Raw genomic sequence first — 12876 nt, forward strand, 5'->3', positions numbered from 1 at the left:
TAGCGACGGTCTTTATTTCAATTCGTTATAGAATTAAAGTGCTTGAGCTGCTGTAATTAAAGCTAACTTGTACACTTCTTCTTCGTTACATCCACGAGATAGGTCGTTTACAGGCATGTTTAAACCTTGTAAGATTGGTCCTACTGCTTCGAAGTTACCTAAACGTTGAGCGATTTTGTAGCCGATATTACCAGCTTCTAAGCCTGGGAATACGAATACGTTAGCATCACCTTTAATTGTAGAACCTGGAGCTTTTTTCTCAGCTACAGATGGTACGAATGCAGCATCGAATTGGAATTCTCCATCTAGAGCTAATTCTGGAGCCATTTCTTTTGCAATGCGAGTTGCTTCTACAACTTTTTCTGTTTCTGGAGATTTCGCAGAACCTTTTGTAGAGAAGCTTAACATAGCAACGCGTGGATCAATGCCGAATAGTTCAGCAGTTTTCGCACTTTCGATACCAATTTCAGCTAAATCTTGGCTATTTGGTGCAATGTTAATTGCGCAATCAGCGAATACATATTTCTCTTCTTCACGTACCATGATGAATACGCCAGAAGTTTTTGTAACGCCTGGTTTTGTTTTAATGATTTGAAGTGCTGGACGAACTGTATCAGCTGTAGAGTGAGCTGCACCACTTACTAAACCGTGTGCTTTGCCCATGTATACAAGCATTGTACCGAAGTAATTTTCGTCTTTAAGGATTTTGCGAGCGTCTTCTTCAGTTGCTTTACCTTTACGGCGTTCAACGAAAGATGCTACCATTGCATCCATTTCTTCGTATGTAGCTGGATCGTAAATATCAACGCCTGCTAATGTTAAATTCATGCTAGCAGCTTTTGCGCTAATTTCTTCTTTATTACCAACTAAGATTGGTTTTACTAACTCTTCTTTTGCTAAACGCTCTGCAGCGCCTAAAATTCTTTCATCAGTTCCTTCAGGAAGTACGATAGAAATGCCTTTTCCTTGAACTTTTTCTTTTACTGTTGTAAATAAGTTGCTCACGAATAAACCCTCCTACATATGTTAAAAAACTCTATCTTTAAGAATACTTCTTTTCCTCTATATTTTAAACTTATAGCTCCCAAAAAATAGATAAAATAAAAATGATTATATTTTCATAAAATTCAGCCGTTAAATTCACCTTGCTTAAACACTTAAATGTGACAATTTTATGCGCCAAGGTTTTATATAGATGATTTTAAAACTATATATGCTATAGTTAACGTGTAAAACTATCATTAACTGAGGTGAATAGAATGAGTGAAGCAACAACAACGTTAGATGGCTGGTATTGTTTACATGATTTACGTTCTATTGATTGGGCTGCATGGAAAACATTATCTAGCGACGAACGCGGACAAGCTGTGTCTGAATTTTTAAATGTCGTTGAAAAATGGAACGACGTAGCTGCTGCAAAAAAGGGCAGTCACGCAATGTATACAGTTGTTGGCCAAAAAGCTGATATTATGCTTATGATTTTACGTCCAACAATGGAAGAGTTAAATGAAATTGAGACAGAATTGAATAAAACAACTTTAGCTGAATATATGGTTCCTGCATACTCTTACGTATCTGTTGTTGAACTAAGCAACTACCTTCCAGCTGATGAAGATCCATACCAAAATCCACAAATCTTAGCTCGCTTATATCCTGAGTTACCGAAAGCAAATCATATTTGCTTCTATCCAATGGACAAGCGTCGCCAAGGTGATGACAACTGGTACATGCTTCCGATGGAGGAACGTAAGAAAATGATGTACAGTCATAGTAAAATTGGTCGCCAGTATGCAGGTAAAGTACGCCAAGTTATTTCAGGATCTGTTGGATTCGACGATTTTGAGTGGGGCGTAACATTATTCGCTGACGATGTTCTTCAATTTAAAAAGCTTATATATGAAATGCGCTTCGATGAAGTAAGTGCTCGTTATGGTGAATTCGGAACATTTTTCGTCGGAAACATTTTACCAGACGAAAAGGTAGAGAAATTTTTACACATATAAAGTGAAACTTTAATCAGTGGGGATTTTGTTCATCCCCACTGATTATTAGTTGAACCAATCGGGCTTTTACGGGCAGTTGATCGCCCACCTAACCTCCTTGCTTTCGCTTAATTTTGAGGTGGGGATCTTACTGCCCGTTAATGCGGGGTAAATCGTGAAAAAGGAACGAAATTCGTTCCTTTTTTTATTCCTCTCTATATTTCTCCTCAAAAAAGTTCTTTTTTCCGCAAATTTGAACAAAAATCGACAAATTCCTTTTAAATACCTTACAAAATTGTAACCTTTCTATATCCAAATTTATGCTAAAATGGTACGAGCTATATGCTAATAACGATGCGAAGGTGATAATGTATATGAAGAAAATCTTGTCTATTTTACTAGTGTTTCTATTGTCAATTTCTTCCTTAGGAGTAACAACATCCCATGCAGAAGAAAAAATACACATTGAGGCAGCTGCTGCACTTCTATTTGATGCAGATACAGGAAAAATACTGCATGAACAAAATCCAGATGAATTACTAGCTATCGCTAGTATGTCAAAATTAATTGTTGTTTATGCCGTGTTAGAAGCAATTAAAGAAGGAAAAATCACTTGGGATACAAAGGTAAACATTTCCGATTACGCTTATGAAGTTTCACGTAATAATGAATTCTCTAACGTGCCGTTCGAAAAAGGACGTCAATATACTGTAAGAGAACTATATCATTCTATCGTTATCTTCTCTGCAAACGGATCTAGTATTGCCTTAGCAGAACTTCTTGCAGGAAGTGAGAAAAACTTCTTAAATCTTGCAAATGAACATGCAAAAAAACTAGGGTTAAAGAAATATAAATTTGTAAACGCTACTGGTTTAAATAACGCTGACTTAAAAGAAAAACATCCTGAGGGTACTGATCCAAATGCAGAAAACTCTATGTCAGCTCGCGATATGGGTATACTTTCAAAAGCAATGATTACAAAGTATCCAGAAATGCTAGAGGATACAAAACAAAGATTTAGAAATTTCCCAGATAATCATCCGAAACCAATTCGTATGGAAAACTGGAACTGGATGTTACCAGGAGCTGCTTTCGCTTATGAAGGTACTGATGGTTTAAAAACTGGAAGTTCTGATACAGCTGGATACGGATTTACTATTACTGCTAAACGTGGTGATGTACGTCTTATTTCAGTTATTATTAAAACAAAATCAATGGACGAGCGCTTCACAGAATCTCGTGAGTTAATCGAATACGGGTTTAATAACTTCGAAAAACAAAAACTAAAGGTCGATAAAAACAATACACTCTCTGTAGTACAAGGGAAAGAAGATCAAGTAACTGTTGCACCGGAAAAAGAAATAACCGTAATTGCAAAAAAAGGTAGCAAAGACCCTTATAAAGTTGGAACTGAAGCAGATAAATCACTTGCTGAAGATGGTCATTTAGTTGCTCCTATTAAGAAGGATGCCAAAGTAGGCTCCATTACGTTAGAATCAACTGATAAATATGGTTTCTTAGACGGTAGTAAAAGTATGAAAGTTACTGCAAAAACGACAGAAGAAGTTGAAAAAGCAAATTGGTTTGTGTTAACAATGCGCTCTATCGGTGATTTCTTCTCAAACTTATGGTCTAAAGTTTTTTAATAAAAAAGCTGGCTCACGCTAGCTTTTTTTATTTTCTACTCCCAATGTAAAACTTCGTTTGGTTGTCATATCTGACTCTTTTTCCTCATACGTATGAACTAGTAATTGTTACACACTTCATCTAGAGATAAACCTCTTTCCAAAAGGTATTCCAAAAAGAGAGGTGACACATAATGGGCGTTATCGCGCATAACGAAGAAGATGTTAAATTATTAGCTAGATTGATGCGTGCTGAAGCTGAAGGAGAAGGGCAACAAGGAATGTTAATGGTTGGAAATGTTGGAGTAAATCGTGTCCGCGGGAATTGTTTAGACTTTAAAAATATTCGTAATTTACGTCAAATGGTTTATCAAAACCCTGGCGGTTTCGAAGCAACGCAAAAAGGATATTTTTATCAGCGTGCGCGTGAACAAGATATTGCTCTGGCAAGACGGACCATTCAAGGGCAGCGCTTTTGGCCTGCCAACTTTGCCTTATGGTTTTTTAGACCTGAGGGTGCATGTCCACCAACTTGGTATAACCAGCAAAACTCTGGTCGCTTCAAAAAGCACTGCTTCTTCCAGCCAAATGCTGGGGATTGCCCTAGCATATATTAAGGAATGAAAAATGAGGAGGGATTTTTGAATGGCACAGCAACAAAACCCGTATTACGGAACAGGTTTCTATCAACCATCTGGAACTTACGTACAACCGCAACAAATGACTCCACAGCAACAGCAACAACAGCAAGCAATGCAACAACAAGCTGCGCAAGCTCAATATGCTGTTTCTCAAGGTATGTTACCTCTAGAACAGTCATATATTGAAAATATTCTTCGCTTGAACAAGGGCAAGCAAGCCACAGTTGTAATGACTTATGAGCGTGGCAGTTCACTCGGTACACAATCCTATACAGGTATTATCGAAGCAGCTGGTCGTGATCATATTGTAATTAGTGAGCCAGAGTCAGGGAAACGTTATTTACTACTAATGATTTACTTAGATTATGTAGAATTCCCAGAAAGAATTACGTATTTGCCTGGTCAACAAGCAACTTATGCTCCAAGACCATAAAAAAAGCTGGCATATGCCAGCTTTTGTTTTTATAATCCTTTTACAACTGCAGTTCCGACTAAGATCCATGCCACAATAAACGCTACACCACCAAGAGGTGTAATTGGACCAAAGAACTTAATACCCGTCGTACTTAATGCATACAAACTACCTGAAAACATAATAATCCCGGCTACCATAAGCCAGCCAGCAGTAGTTAAAAGTGATGATTGAATTTTATCCATCAATAAAGCAACTACAAATAGTCCACCTGCATGAAACATTTGATATGTAACACCTGTTTTCCAAACCTCTAACATTTTTGCAGAAACTTTATTTTCTAAACCGTGTGCTCCAAAAGCCCCTAACGCAACAGATAGCCCCGCTGCAATACAACCTAGTAAAAAGAAAATTTTCATCTTAATTCCCCTTTTTTACTTTTATCATAAGCAATTTTTTCATATAAGCCAAACGATTTATCCTCTAAAAATCAAATAAAGAATTACCGTTTGCATCACTTTCTTTTATATACACTGGCTCATTAGAAACCGGTGCAATTGGTTGCATCGTGATTGGTTGTGATCCAATTATTTGTGATTGAATTTGCGGCTCTCTATACGTAGAAGATTCAACTTGCTCATCTAATAATAAATCACATAAAGCACGCACAACTAATACATGTTCTTTTGATTTTTGTCCTTCACTACTTTTTGCCTTTGCAATTTCATTCGCCATTTTATTTAAAATCTTATCGCTTGATATTTGCATCCCTTATCACCTCGTACTTTGTAGTTCTTTCTCAAATTGCCCCAGCTTCTCTACTGAACCAAATACTATTATCATATCATGTTCTTGCAACTTTTCCTGCCCCGTTGGATTATGTATAACATTCCCATTTCTCAAAATCGCTAAAATTGTTACATCAAATTGATTTCTAACATCACTCTCTAATAATGATTTATTAGCTAAAATAGAGCCCTCACCGACTGCAATTTCTTCAATTACAAATGACTGCTCCACGCCATACAGTACTGTATCAATATAATGAACTGTTAGCGGATTCGCAATACCTTTTGCAATATGAATCCCTGCCATACTAGATGGATTAATCACCTTATTTGCACCAGCCCTCTTTAATTTGTCTTCGGTTTCTGGTTTTTCTGCTCTTGCCACAATTTTAATTGCATCGTTTAATCCTCTTGCAGTTAACGTAATAAATACATTTTCAGCGTCATTTGCTACGATAGCAACTAAACCAGCTGCCTTTGAAATCCCAGCATGATGTAACACTTGGTCTTCTGTTGCATCTCCATGTACATATAAAAGCTTTTCCTTCTCTAATATGCTTTCATCCTTATCCACGACGACAAATGGAATTTTCTTTTCTTGCAATTCATGTACAACTTGAAGCCCTACTCTACCGCAACCACATACGATAATATGATTTTGTAACTGTGCTATTTGTTTATCCATCTTCTTCCTCCGTACTGCATGAAATAAATTCCCTTCAATAATCATAGCTGCCACTACACCGATTGCATACGTAACGATACCGACTCCAATCGGTATGATAAGGAGCGCAAAAACTTTTCCTGCCTGTGTTACAGGAATGGCATCTCCGTATCCAACAGTTAATACAGTAATCATCGTCATCCAAAATGCTTGAAACAAACTAATCTCTTCAATCGTCATAAATCCTAGCGTTCCTAAAATTACAACAAAAGTCATACATATAACTGCTATCCATAATTGCTTACGTGCATTCATATCATGTTTCAACTCTTTTCTCTATCTACAATCTTTGCCAGTGGAAATGAAATACATATATACTAGATACGGAATCTATGAAAGAGGTTGATATAATGAAAACATTTCTTTCCGCCTTACAATGGGCACTATTTATTTTAGCTGGGAGTCTTATTGTACCAATTAGCGTCGCAACTAGTTATGGTCTTGATGGCGCTGAAGCTATTGCATTCGTACAAAGAACATTATTTGTTCTTGGCTTTGCCGGTCTACTGCAAGCTATATTTGGGCATAAACTTCCTATTCAAGAAGGTCCTGCTGGCCTTTGGTGGGGAATTTTCTCCCTTTACGCAAGTTTAGGTGTCGTATTATTTGGATCAAACAATGAGACACTTAAAGTTCTTCAATATGCTTTCTTATTAAGCGGTATCATTTGTATTATTCTTAGCGTTTTTGGACTTATTGATAAACTCGTTCGCTATTTTACACCGACAGTCATTGGAACGTACTTATTTCTTCTTGTTGCACAACTTAGTGGTTCCTTCTTAAAAGGAATGTTCGGTCTTGATGGAAAGCATACAGAAGTACAACCTAACGTATTTATTCTTTCACTCATTGTTATTTTACTATCCTTTTTCATCATGAAGCTACCTATTATCGGACAATATTCTGTTCTTTTCAGTATCGTCTGTGGCTGGATATTATTCGCATGCTTCGGATTATCCAATCCAATAACACCAGTGACAGATATAATCCGTTTTCCATCCTTATTTGTTTTCGGAATGCCTCGTGTTGAATGGAACATGGTAATTACGGTCATTTTCGTTACACTCTTACTTCTAACAAATATGTTAGCAAGTATTCGCGTTGTACAAAAGGTTGTCTCTAAATATGAAGAAAATGCTGCATCAGATCGTTTTAAACAGGCCGGTATTATAACAGGAATCAATCAATTACTAGGCGGCCTGTTTTCGGCTATCGGACCTGTCGCTATTTCTGGATCAGCAGGTTTTATTGCAACGACTAATATTTATAAACGCCTCCCATTTATATTAGGGTCAAGCTTTATTATTGTCGTTAGTATATTCCCAAAGATCACTTCATTCTTTGCGGCAATCCCAGTTGCAGTTGGTTATGCTGCCATTTATCCTGTATTTGCAAGCATGATCGGTCTCGCCTTTCGAGAATACGAAACGGTACAGGATAAAGAACGATTATTTAAAGTAGCAGGTCTGTCAATCTTCACAGGAATTGGGGTTATGTTCGTTCCAGCAGGAGCATATTCCACGCTTCCACCATTTCTAGCTTCATTCCTAAGTAATGGTCTCGTTCTTGGGGCTGTAATGGCAATCTTACTAGAAATACTATTTTCTCGTTCGACAACAAAACAAGTATCGTAAATTGGAAAACTTCCATTATTGCACTCTACCTTTAGAGTTGTTACGATAAAATAAACATTTAATCATTGGGGTTTTGTCCATCCCCAATGATTATTAATTAATATGATGAGAAAAACACTCAGAAGAATGAATCTACTTCTTTTTAAAGAGGTTCGATGTCTTACTATTATTTCTTACATCTCCATGAACATATATTTGATTTAAATAAAGAAGGGAATTTTCAATATGACTTATAAAATGATTGTTTTAGATTTAGATGATACTTTATTACGTGACGACCATACTATTTCACCTCGTACGAAAGAAGCTCTAATGACTGCACAAGAACAAGGTGTAAAAGTTGTACTTGCTTCCGGACGTCCAACGTTTGGTATGCGCAATGTAGCGAAAGAACTTCGTTTAGAAGAATACGGCAGTTTCATTCTATCTTTTAATGGCGCAAAAATTATTAACTGTAAAACAAACGAAGAAATCTTTAGTAGTACGCTTTCTCCTGAAATCGTTCACAACTTATTTGAAATTAGTAAAACTGAAGATGTATGGATTCATACTTATATTGGCGATGATATCGTAACAGAAGAAAATAATCCTTACACTGAAATCGAGGGCGATATTACTGGGATGCCTATTGTTGTAGTAGATGACTTTAAAGCTGCTGTTAAAGAGCCTGTAGTAAAAGTATTAATGAATAAAGAAGCTGAACGCCTTGTTGAAGTAGAAAAGAAATTACAAAAACAACTAGAAGGACAATTAAGCGTTATGCGTTCTAAACCATTCTTCTTAGAATTTACTGAAGCCGGTGTTACAAAAGGAACGAGCTTAAACCAATTAATCCAAAAACTTGGCATTAAGCGCGAAGAAGTTATCGCAATGGGCGATAGCTATAACGATCAGGCGATGATTGAATTCGCCGGTCTTGGTGTTGCAATGGGCAATGCACCTGATGATATTAAGGAAATTGCAAACTATGTAACAGATACAAATATGAACGATGGTGTAGCAAAGGTTGTAGAGAAGTTCGTACTAAAAAAAGAAGCACTTGTTTAATATTTCCACTCATAAAACCTATTTGAAGTCAAACACTTCAAATAGGTTTTTATTTAAATTACCATGCTTTTGTGACTATATTTTGAACTTTACACTATTCTCGTAGTGTAAACTTTCTTTTTGTATATAATGAAACAAAATAGACTATTTTATTTTAAAAAAGAATACAAATTTACTATAAACAAGCATACGTTAAGGGAGGCTATTTTACATGTTATCTACACCAATCGGACGATTAAGAGCAATTGGACTTATTGAGGGGATTTCTTTTCTACTACTATTATTTGTAGCAATGCCATTAAAATATTTCGCAGGATTTGCAACAGCTGTTAAAATTACAGGCATGGCTCACGGTGTTTTATTTATTTTATTTATCTTCGCAGTAATTCAAGTAACAATCGTACACCGTAAATCAATTTTATGGGCACTTGGGGCATTCGTTTCATCAGTTATCCCATTTGGCACGTTTGTACTAGATGCAAAATTAAAGAACGAGCAACAATAATGAAAAGGTAGTTAACGACTGTTAACTACCTTTTTTATTTACAAATTTGGAATTTCCCAATCAATTTCCCTCTCGCCCATATTAGCTAAAATCGTATTTACTTTAGAGTATGGCTTACTTCCGAAGAAACCACGTCTTGCTGATAGTGGGCTTGGATGTACAGATTCGATAATGTGGTGCTTCGTATTTGTAATTAATTTTTTCTTCGCCTGTGCATGGCGTCCCCACAATATGAAAATAACTGGCTTTTCACGTTCATTTAATAGCTCAATTACGCGATCTGTGAAATGCTCCCATCCTTTTCCCTTATGAGAATTTGCTTCACCTTGTCGAACTGTTAATACAGTATTTAATAATAAAACGCCTTGCTCTGCCCACTTTACTAAATAACCGTTATTTGGAATATCATACCCATATTCATCTCGAAGTTCTTTATACATATTTAACAACGACGGTGGCGTTTTAATACCGGGTTGCACAGAAAAGCTTAAACCATGCGCTTGATTCGGTCCATGATATGGATCTTGTCCTAAAATAACGACCTTTGTATTTTCATAACTTGTATACTCTAGAGCGTTAAAAATATCTTCTTTCTTTGGGTAAACAACATGTGTACTGTACTCTTCTTTCAAAAAATCAGCTAGCTTACGATAATATTCTTTCTCAAATTCTGGTGCCAATAATGGCCCCCAATCATTTTTTAAAACATTTTCCATGCTTTCACTTCCCGTCTAATTAATTCACCATATCCTGTTTTGTAAATACTACAAATGAAATGATAAGGGAAACAACTGCCCAAACCGTTAAATTCATTAAAGAAAACTCCATCGATAAACCTTGTAATGCAGGTAGTTTTCCTGATAGATAATCTGTTAATGATAAATTCACACTAAAAATATATTTCGCACCTTCCCAAGATGTTGCGAACGAGCTTAAAATACCGCCTGCAATTAATGCAGCTAGCATAACGCCCATACCAGCTGGTGTATTACGAATTAAAACAGAGACCATAAATGATATAGTTCCGACAACGATAGCAACAAACCAGGCTAGTCCATACGCCATTAAGATGTATTGCCACTGCGGAATAAGATGTACAAAATTCGTATTTAACGTTTCCTTATCAATAACAAATCCAGTTAAAACAGGTAAATTCCATCCCGAGTATCCAAATACAAGCCCTGATAATACGTAAGCAAACACACCTACAAGGAGCAGTATGAGCGAAATGAAAAATAACATCGTTACGTATTTACTAAGGAGTATTTTCCAGCGCCGAATCGGCCGCGTAAGTAACATCTTCATCGTTCCATCACTTCGTTCTCCTGAAACGATATCAATGGCGACAATCATTACGAGAAGTGGAATAAATAATGTAATTCCTTGCTCAATAAACGCCCTTACAAAAGTTGGTGCGCCCGGTGCCATCGGGTTAATATCATGATCTAAATAATATTGTTGCTGCTCAACTCTTACCTTTAACCAATCACGCCATTCTTCTGGCAACCTAGAATTGTTCAAACGGTTTTGAGAATCAACAATTTGTTGCTGCAGCGAAACTTTCCAATCCGTTGTACCTAGCCTTTTTTGTGTTGTTTCTATTTCACGATACTGCGCATACACGAAGAGCGGGATTAAGATTGCTAAAATAAGCATAACAACAAAAATACGCTTCTTACGATAAATCTTCTCCGATTCGTTTAAAACTAGATTCGCAAATTCACGCATGCTGCTCACCCCTTGTGAGTTCAATAAATAAATCTTCTAGCGTAAATACAAGTTCCTTAACACTATGTACATCTATCCCGTTTTCTACAAAATGTTTATTCCAATTACTTATAGATGCGATATTCATGCGGCATAGTAATCGATCACCTTCTATACTCACTTCTCTTACTTCCTCAGCATCTTCTAGCATATCTTTTGCCTTCCCAATCGGCGTAACAATCCATTCTACGCGGTCACTTGCTGTTTTAATTAATTCTTCAACCTTGGCAACTGTTATCATCTTTCCTTTATGAATAATAGCAACGCGATCGCATATCATTTGCACTTCACTTAGCAAATGACTTGAAATAAACACGCTCATATTTTCTTCTTTTACAAGCTTATGTATAAATTCCCTAAGTTCTCTAATCCCTGCTGGATCTAAACCATTCGTTGGCTCATCTAATATGAGCAATTTTGGATTCCCAAGGAGCGCCTGCGCAATTCCAAGTCGTTGTTTCATACCAAGTGAGTACGTTTTTACCTTGTCATGAATTCTTTCATCTAAATGAACCATTTCAGCAATTTCAATAATACGTTCATCTGATATATCACCTAACATACGAGCAAATTGCTTTAAATTTTCCCATCCCGTTAAATATGTATACAACTCTGGGTTTTCAACGATACTCCCAATTTGACGCATCGCTTCTCTAAAATTTTCCTTAATCGAATAACCACCGATAGAAATCGTACCTTCTGTCGCCTTAATCAATCCGACTAACATTCGAATGGTAGTCGTCTTTCCAGCACCATTTGGTCCTAAGAACCCGAACACTTCTCCTTGCTTTACATCAAAGGAAATATTCTCTACAAGAGTCTTCTTTCCAATTACCTTCTTCAAGTCTCGTACGGAAAGTATCGTCGTCATTTTATCCCTCCTTGTTCTAGTTTTAATTTACTTGCTACATTTTGAACTAATCGGTCCGCCATATATGTATACCCTACTTCATTCGGATGAAAATGATCGGAGTATAATAAATCTTTCCCACGGTTTTGGAATAAATCAAATGTCGGCGTAATATACACATTTTTATTATTTACCGCTAATTTTTCTAAAGATGCATTCCAGTCTACAACAATGTTTGAAGCCCCCTTTAAATCTTCTACATCTTCAAAAGGATTATATAAACCTAGCCAAAAAATAGGGCTATCTGCATTTAATTTACGAATTTCTTCTATAATTTTCTTCGCTTCATTTTGGAATGTTTCCGTATCAGGACGATATGTTTCTAAATCTATCTTTCCAAGCGATTCCCAGCCTGGAAATAAATCATTTCCTCCAATCGTTAAAACGATTACATCTGCTTGTTTAATTGAATATTGAGCGCCACTACTTTCAATTTGTTTTAATAAATCGGGCATTTTTGCACCACTAACTGCTAAATTCGTTAAGGCAACCTTTTGCTTATAATCTTTTTGTAAATCTTCTTTCATCCGTCCAATATAGCCAATTCCTTCTTTATCACCAACACCGCGTGTTAATGAATCACCTAAACTAACGATTTGTAACGTTCCCGTTTTCTTTTTCTCCTTTGTCACTACATCGGTCTTTTTAATTAAATTTGAAGCTTTCGGATTTAATACATCATTTACACCTGAAACAAAGCCATATGCAAATAAACAGAAAGATGCAATTGTAATGAGTAGAATTACTTTAACTACTTTTGATCTCATATCAAAACCCCTTTTAGCCCTCATAGATTGTCCATAATTATACCAAACGCAATTTTGAAAAGCGATTTTCAAAC

General features: G+C 36.4%; 15 protein-coding genes. 7 read left to right on the forward strand and 8 right to left on the reverse strand.

Going from position 1 to position 12876, the window contains the following annotated elements; all coding sequences use genetic code 11:
* Positions 1-33: 33 nt before the first annotated feature.
* Positions 34-1005: a phosphate acetyltransferase gene (pta, locus tag PDK19_RS09265; RefSeq protein WP_270707018.1), complete on the reverse strand. Its 972-nt coding sequence runs from the start codon at positions 1003-1005 to the stop codon at positions 34-36.
* Between the two features lie 254 nt (positions 1006-1259).
* On the opposite strand from pta, the gene hemQ reads away from it, so the two are divergent.
* The 4 genes from hemQ to gerQ all read left to right on the forward strand — a co-directional run bounded on the left by hemQ (position 1260) and on the right by gerQ (position 4681).
* Positions 1260-2003 carry a hydrogen peroxide-dependent heme synthase gene (hemQ, locus tag PDK19_RS09270; protein WP_001287585.1) on the forward strand — a complete coding sequence of 248 codons (744 nt, stop codon included), beginning with the start codon at positions 1260-1262 and terminating at the stop codon, positions 2001-2003.
* Between the two features lie 347 nt (positions 2004-2350).
* Positions 2351-3628, forward strand: coding sequence for a serine hydrolase (locus PDK19_RS09275; protein ID WP_270707019.1), 1278 nt, complete (start codon positions 2351-2353; stop codon positions 3626-3628).
* A 173-nt stretch (positions 3629-3801) separates the two neighbouring features.
* Complete coding sequence (gene cwlJ, locus PDK19_RS09280; protein WP_000538151.1) at positions 3802-4224, forward strand: cell wall hydrolase CwlJ; 423 nt, start codon at positions 3802-3804, stop codon at positions 4222-4224.
* A gap of 28 nt (positions 4225-4252) precedes the next feature.
* A complete protein-coding gene (gene gerQ / locus PDK19_RS09285; RefSeq protein ID WP_000068646.1) occupies positions 4253-4681 on the forward strand; it encodes a spore coat protein GerQ in 429 nt (142 codons plus the stop codon).
* Between the two features lie 29 nt (positions 4682-4710).
* Here gerQ and PDK19_RS09290 read toward each other — a convergent pair whose 3' ends face one another.
* From PDK19_RS09290 to PDK19_RS09300, 3 genes are all read right to left on the reverse strand, one after another.
* Positions 4711-5079, reverse strand: coding sequence for a DUF423 domain-containing protein (locus PDK19_RS09290; protein WP_000688322.1), 369 nt, complete (start codon positions 5077-5079; stop codon positions 4711-4713).
* 64 nt (positions 5080-5143) lie between these two features.
* Positions 5144-5428: a YwdI family protein gene (locus tag PDK19_RS09295; RefSeq protein ID WP_001167354.1), complete on the reverse strand. Its 285-nt coding sequence runs from the start codon at positions 5426-5428 to the stop codon at positions 5144-5146.
* 6 nt (positions 5429-5434) lie between these two features.
* The gene (locus tag PDK19_RS09300) at positions 5435-6427 is read right to left on the reverse strand and encodes a potassium channel family protein (RefSeq protein ID WP_000994000.1); all 993 of its coding nucleotides are present in this window, start codon (positions 6425-6427) and stop codon (positions 5435-5437) included.
* Between the two features lie 95 nt (positions 6428-6522).
* Here PDK19_RS09300 and PDK19_RS09305 point away from each other — a divergent pair, with 95 nt between their 5' ends.
* The 3 genes from PDK19_RS09305 to PDK19_RS09315 all read left to right on the forward strand — a co-directional run bounded on the left by PDK19_RS09305 (position 6523) and on the right by PDK19_RS09315 (position 9358).
* On the forward strand, positions 6523-7806 hold the full coding sequence (locus tag PDK19_RS09305) for a purine/pyrimidine permease (RefSeq protein WP_000847024.1): 1284 nt from the start codon (positions 6523-6525) through the stop codon (positions 7804-7806).
* 225 nt (positions 7807-8031) lie between these two features.
* On the forward strand, positions 8032-8853 hold the full coding sequence (locus tag PDK19_RS09310; protein WP_000221376.1) for a Cof-type HAD-IIB family hydrolase: 822 nt from the start codon (positions 8032-8034) through the stop codon (positions 8851-8853).
* A 211-nt stretch (positions 8854-9064) separates the two neighbouring features.
* The gene (locus tag PDK19_RS09315; RefSeq protein ID WP_000953390.1) at positions 9065-9358 is read left to right on the forward strand and encodes a DUF3817 domain-containing protein; all 294 of its coding nucleotides are present in this window, start codon (positions 9065-9067) and stop codon (positions 9356-9358) included.
* Positions 9359-9396: 38 nt separating this feature from the next.
* Here the strand turns inward: PDK19_RS09315 and PDK19_RS09320 are convergent, their stop codons facing one another.
* From PDK19_RS09320 to PDK19_RS09335, 4 genes are read right to left on the reverse strand one after another with little or no spacing between them, the layout of a single operon-like run.
* Positions 9397-10074 (reverse strand): uracil-DNA glycosylase, encoded by a 678-nt coding sequence (locus PDK19_RS09320; RefSeq protein WP_000432535.1) that lies wholly within the window; start codon positions 10072-10074, stop codon positions 9397-9399.
* A gap of 19 nt (positions 10075-10093) precedes the next feature.
* On the reverse strand, positions 10094-11086 hold the full coding sequence (locus PDK19_RS09325; RefSeq protein ID WP_001206495.1) for an ABC transporter permease subunit: 993 nt from the start codon (positions 11084-11086) through the stop codon (positions 10094-10096).
* Entirely contained in the window at positions 11079-11996 is a 918-nt protein-coding gene (locus PDK19_RS09330; protein WP_000207715.1) for an ABC transporter ATP-binding protein, read from the reverse strand. The genes PDK19_RS09325 and PDK19_RS09330 overlap by 8 nt, the downstream gene beginning before the upstream one ends.
* Entirely contained in the window at positions 11993-12874 is an 882-nt protein-coding gene (locus PDK19_RS09335) for an SGNH/GDSL hydrolase family protein (RefSeq protein ID WP_139302951.1), read from the reverse strand. The genes PDK19_RS09330 and PDK19_RS09335 overlap by 4 nt, the downstream gene beginning before the upstream one ends.
* Positions 12875-12876 lie beyond the last annotated feature (2 nt).

Source organism: Bacillus cereus group sp. BcHK124, assembly GCF_027712065.1.
GTDB lineage: Bacteria > Bacillota > Bacilli > Bacillales > Bacillaceae_G > Bacillus_A > Bacillus_A pacificus.

Bases quoted from the DNA above. Each gene is read 5' to 3' on its own strand.
- PDK19_RS09305 (WP_000847024.1), top strand. From the start codon at position 6,523: ATGAAAACATTTCTTTCCGCCTTACAATGGGCACTATTTATTTTAGCT.
- PDK19_RS09330 (WP_000207715.1), bottom strand. From the start codon at position 11,996: ATGACGACGATACTTTCCGTACGAGACTTGAAGAAGGTAATTGGAAAG.
- gerQ (WP_000068646.1), top strand. From the start codon at position 4,253: ATGGCACAGCAACAAAACCCGTATTACGGAACAGGTTTCTATCAACCA.
- cwlJ (WP_000538151.1), top strand. From the start codon at position 3,802: ATGGGCGTTATCGCGCATAACGAAGAAGATGTTAAATTATTAGCTAGA.
- PDK19_RS09295 (WP_001167354.1), bottom strand. From the start codon at position 5,428: ATGCAAATATCAAGCGATAAGATTTTAAATAAAATGGCGAATGAAATT.
- PDK19_RS09310 (WP_000221376.1), top strand. From the start codon at position 8,032: ATGACTTATAAAATGATTGTTTTAGATTTAGATGATACTTTATTACGT.
- PDK19_RS09275 (WP_270707019.1), top strand. From the start codon at position 2,351: ATGTATATGAAGAAAATCTTGTCTATTTTACTAGTGTTTCTATTGTCA.
- PDK19_RS09300 (WP_000994000.1), bottom strand. From the start codon at position 6,427: ATGAATGCACGTAAGCAATTATGGATAGCAGTTATATGTATGACTTTT.
- PDK19_RS09325 (WP_001206495.1), bottom strand. From the start codon at position 11,086: ATGCGTGAATTTGCGAATCTAGTTTTAAACGAATCGGAGAAGATTTAT.
- PDK19_RS09290 (WP_000688322.1), bottom strand. From the start codon at position 5,079: ATGAAAATTTTCTTTTTACTAGGTTGTATTGCAGCGGGGCTATCTGTT.
- hemQ (WP_001287585.1), top strand. From the start codon at position 1,260: ATGAGTGAAGCAACAACAACGTTAGATGGCTGGTATTGTTTACATGAT.
- PDK19_RS09315 (WP_000953390.1), top strand. From the start codon at position 9,065: ATGTTATCTACACCAATCGGACGATTAAGAGCAATTGGACTTATTGAG.
- PDK19_RS09320 (WP_000432535.1), bottom strand. From the start codon at position 10,074: ATGGAAAATGTTTTAAAAAATGATTGGGGGCCATTATTGGCACCAGAA.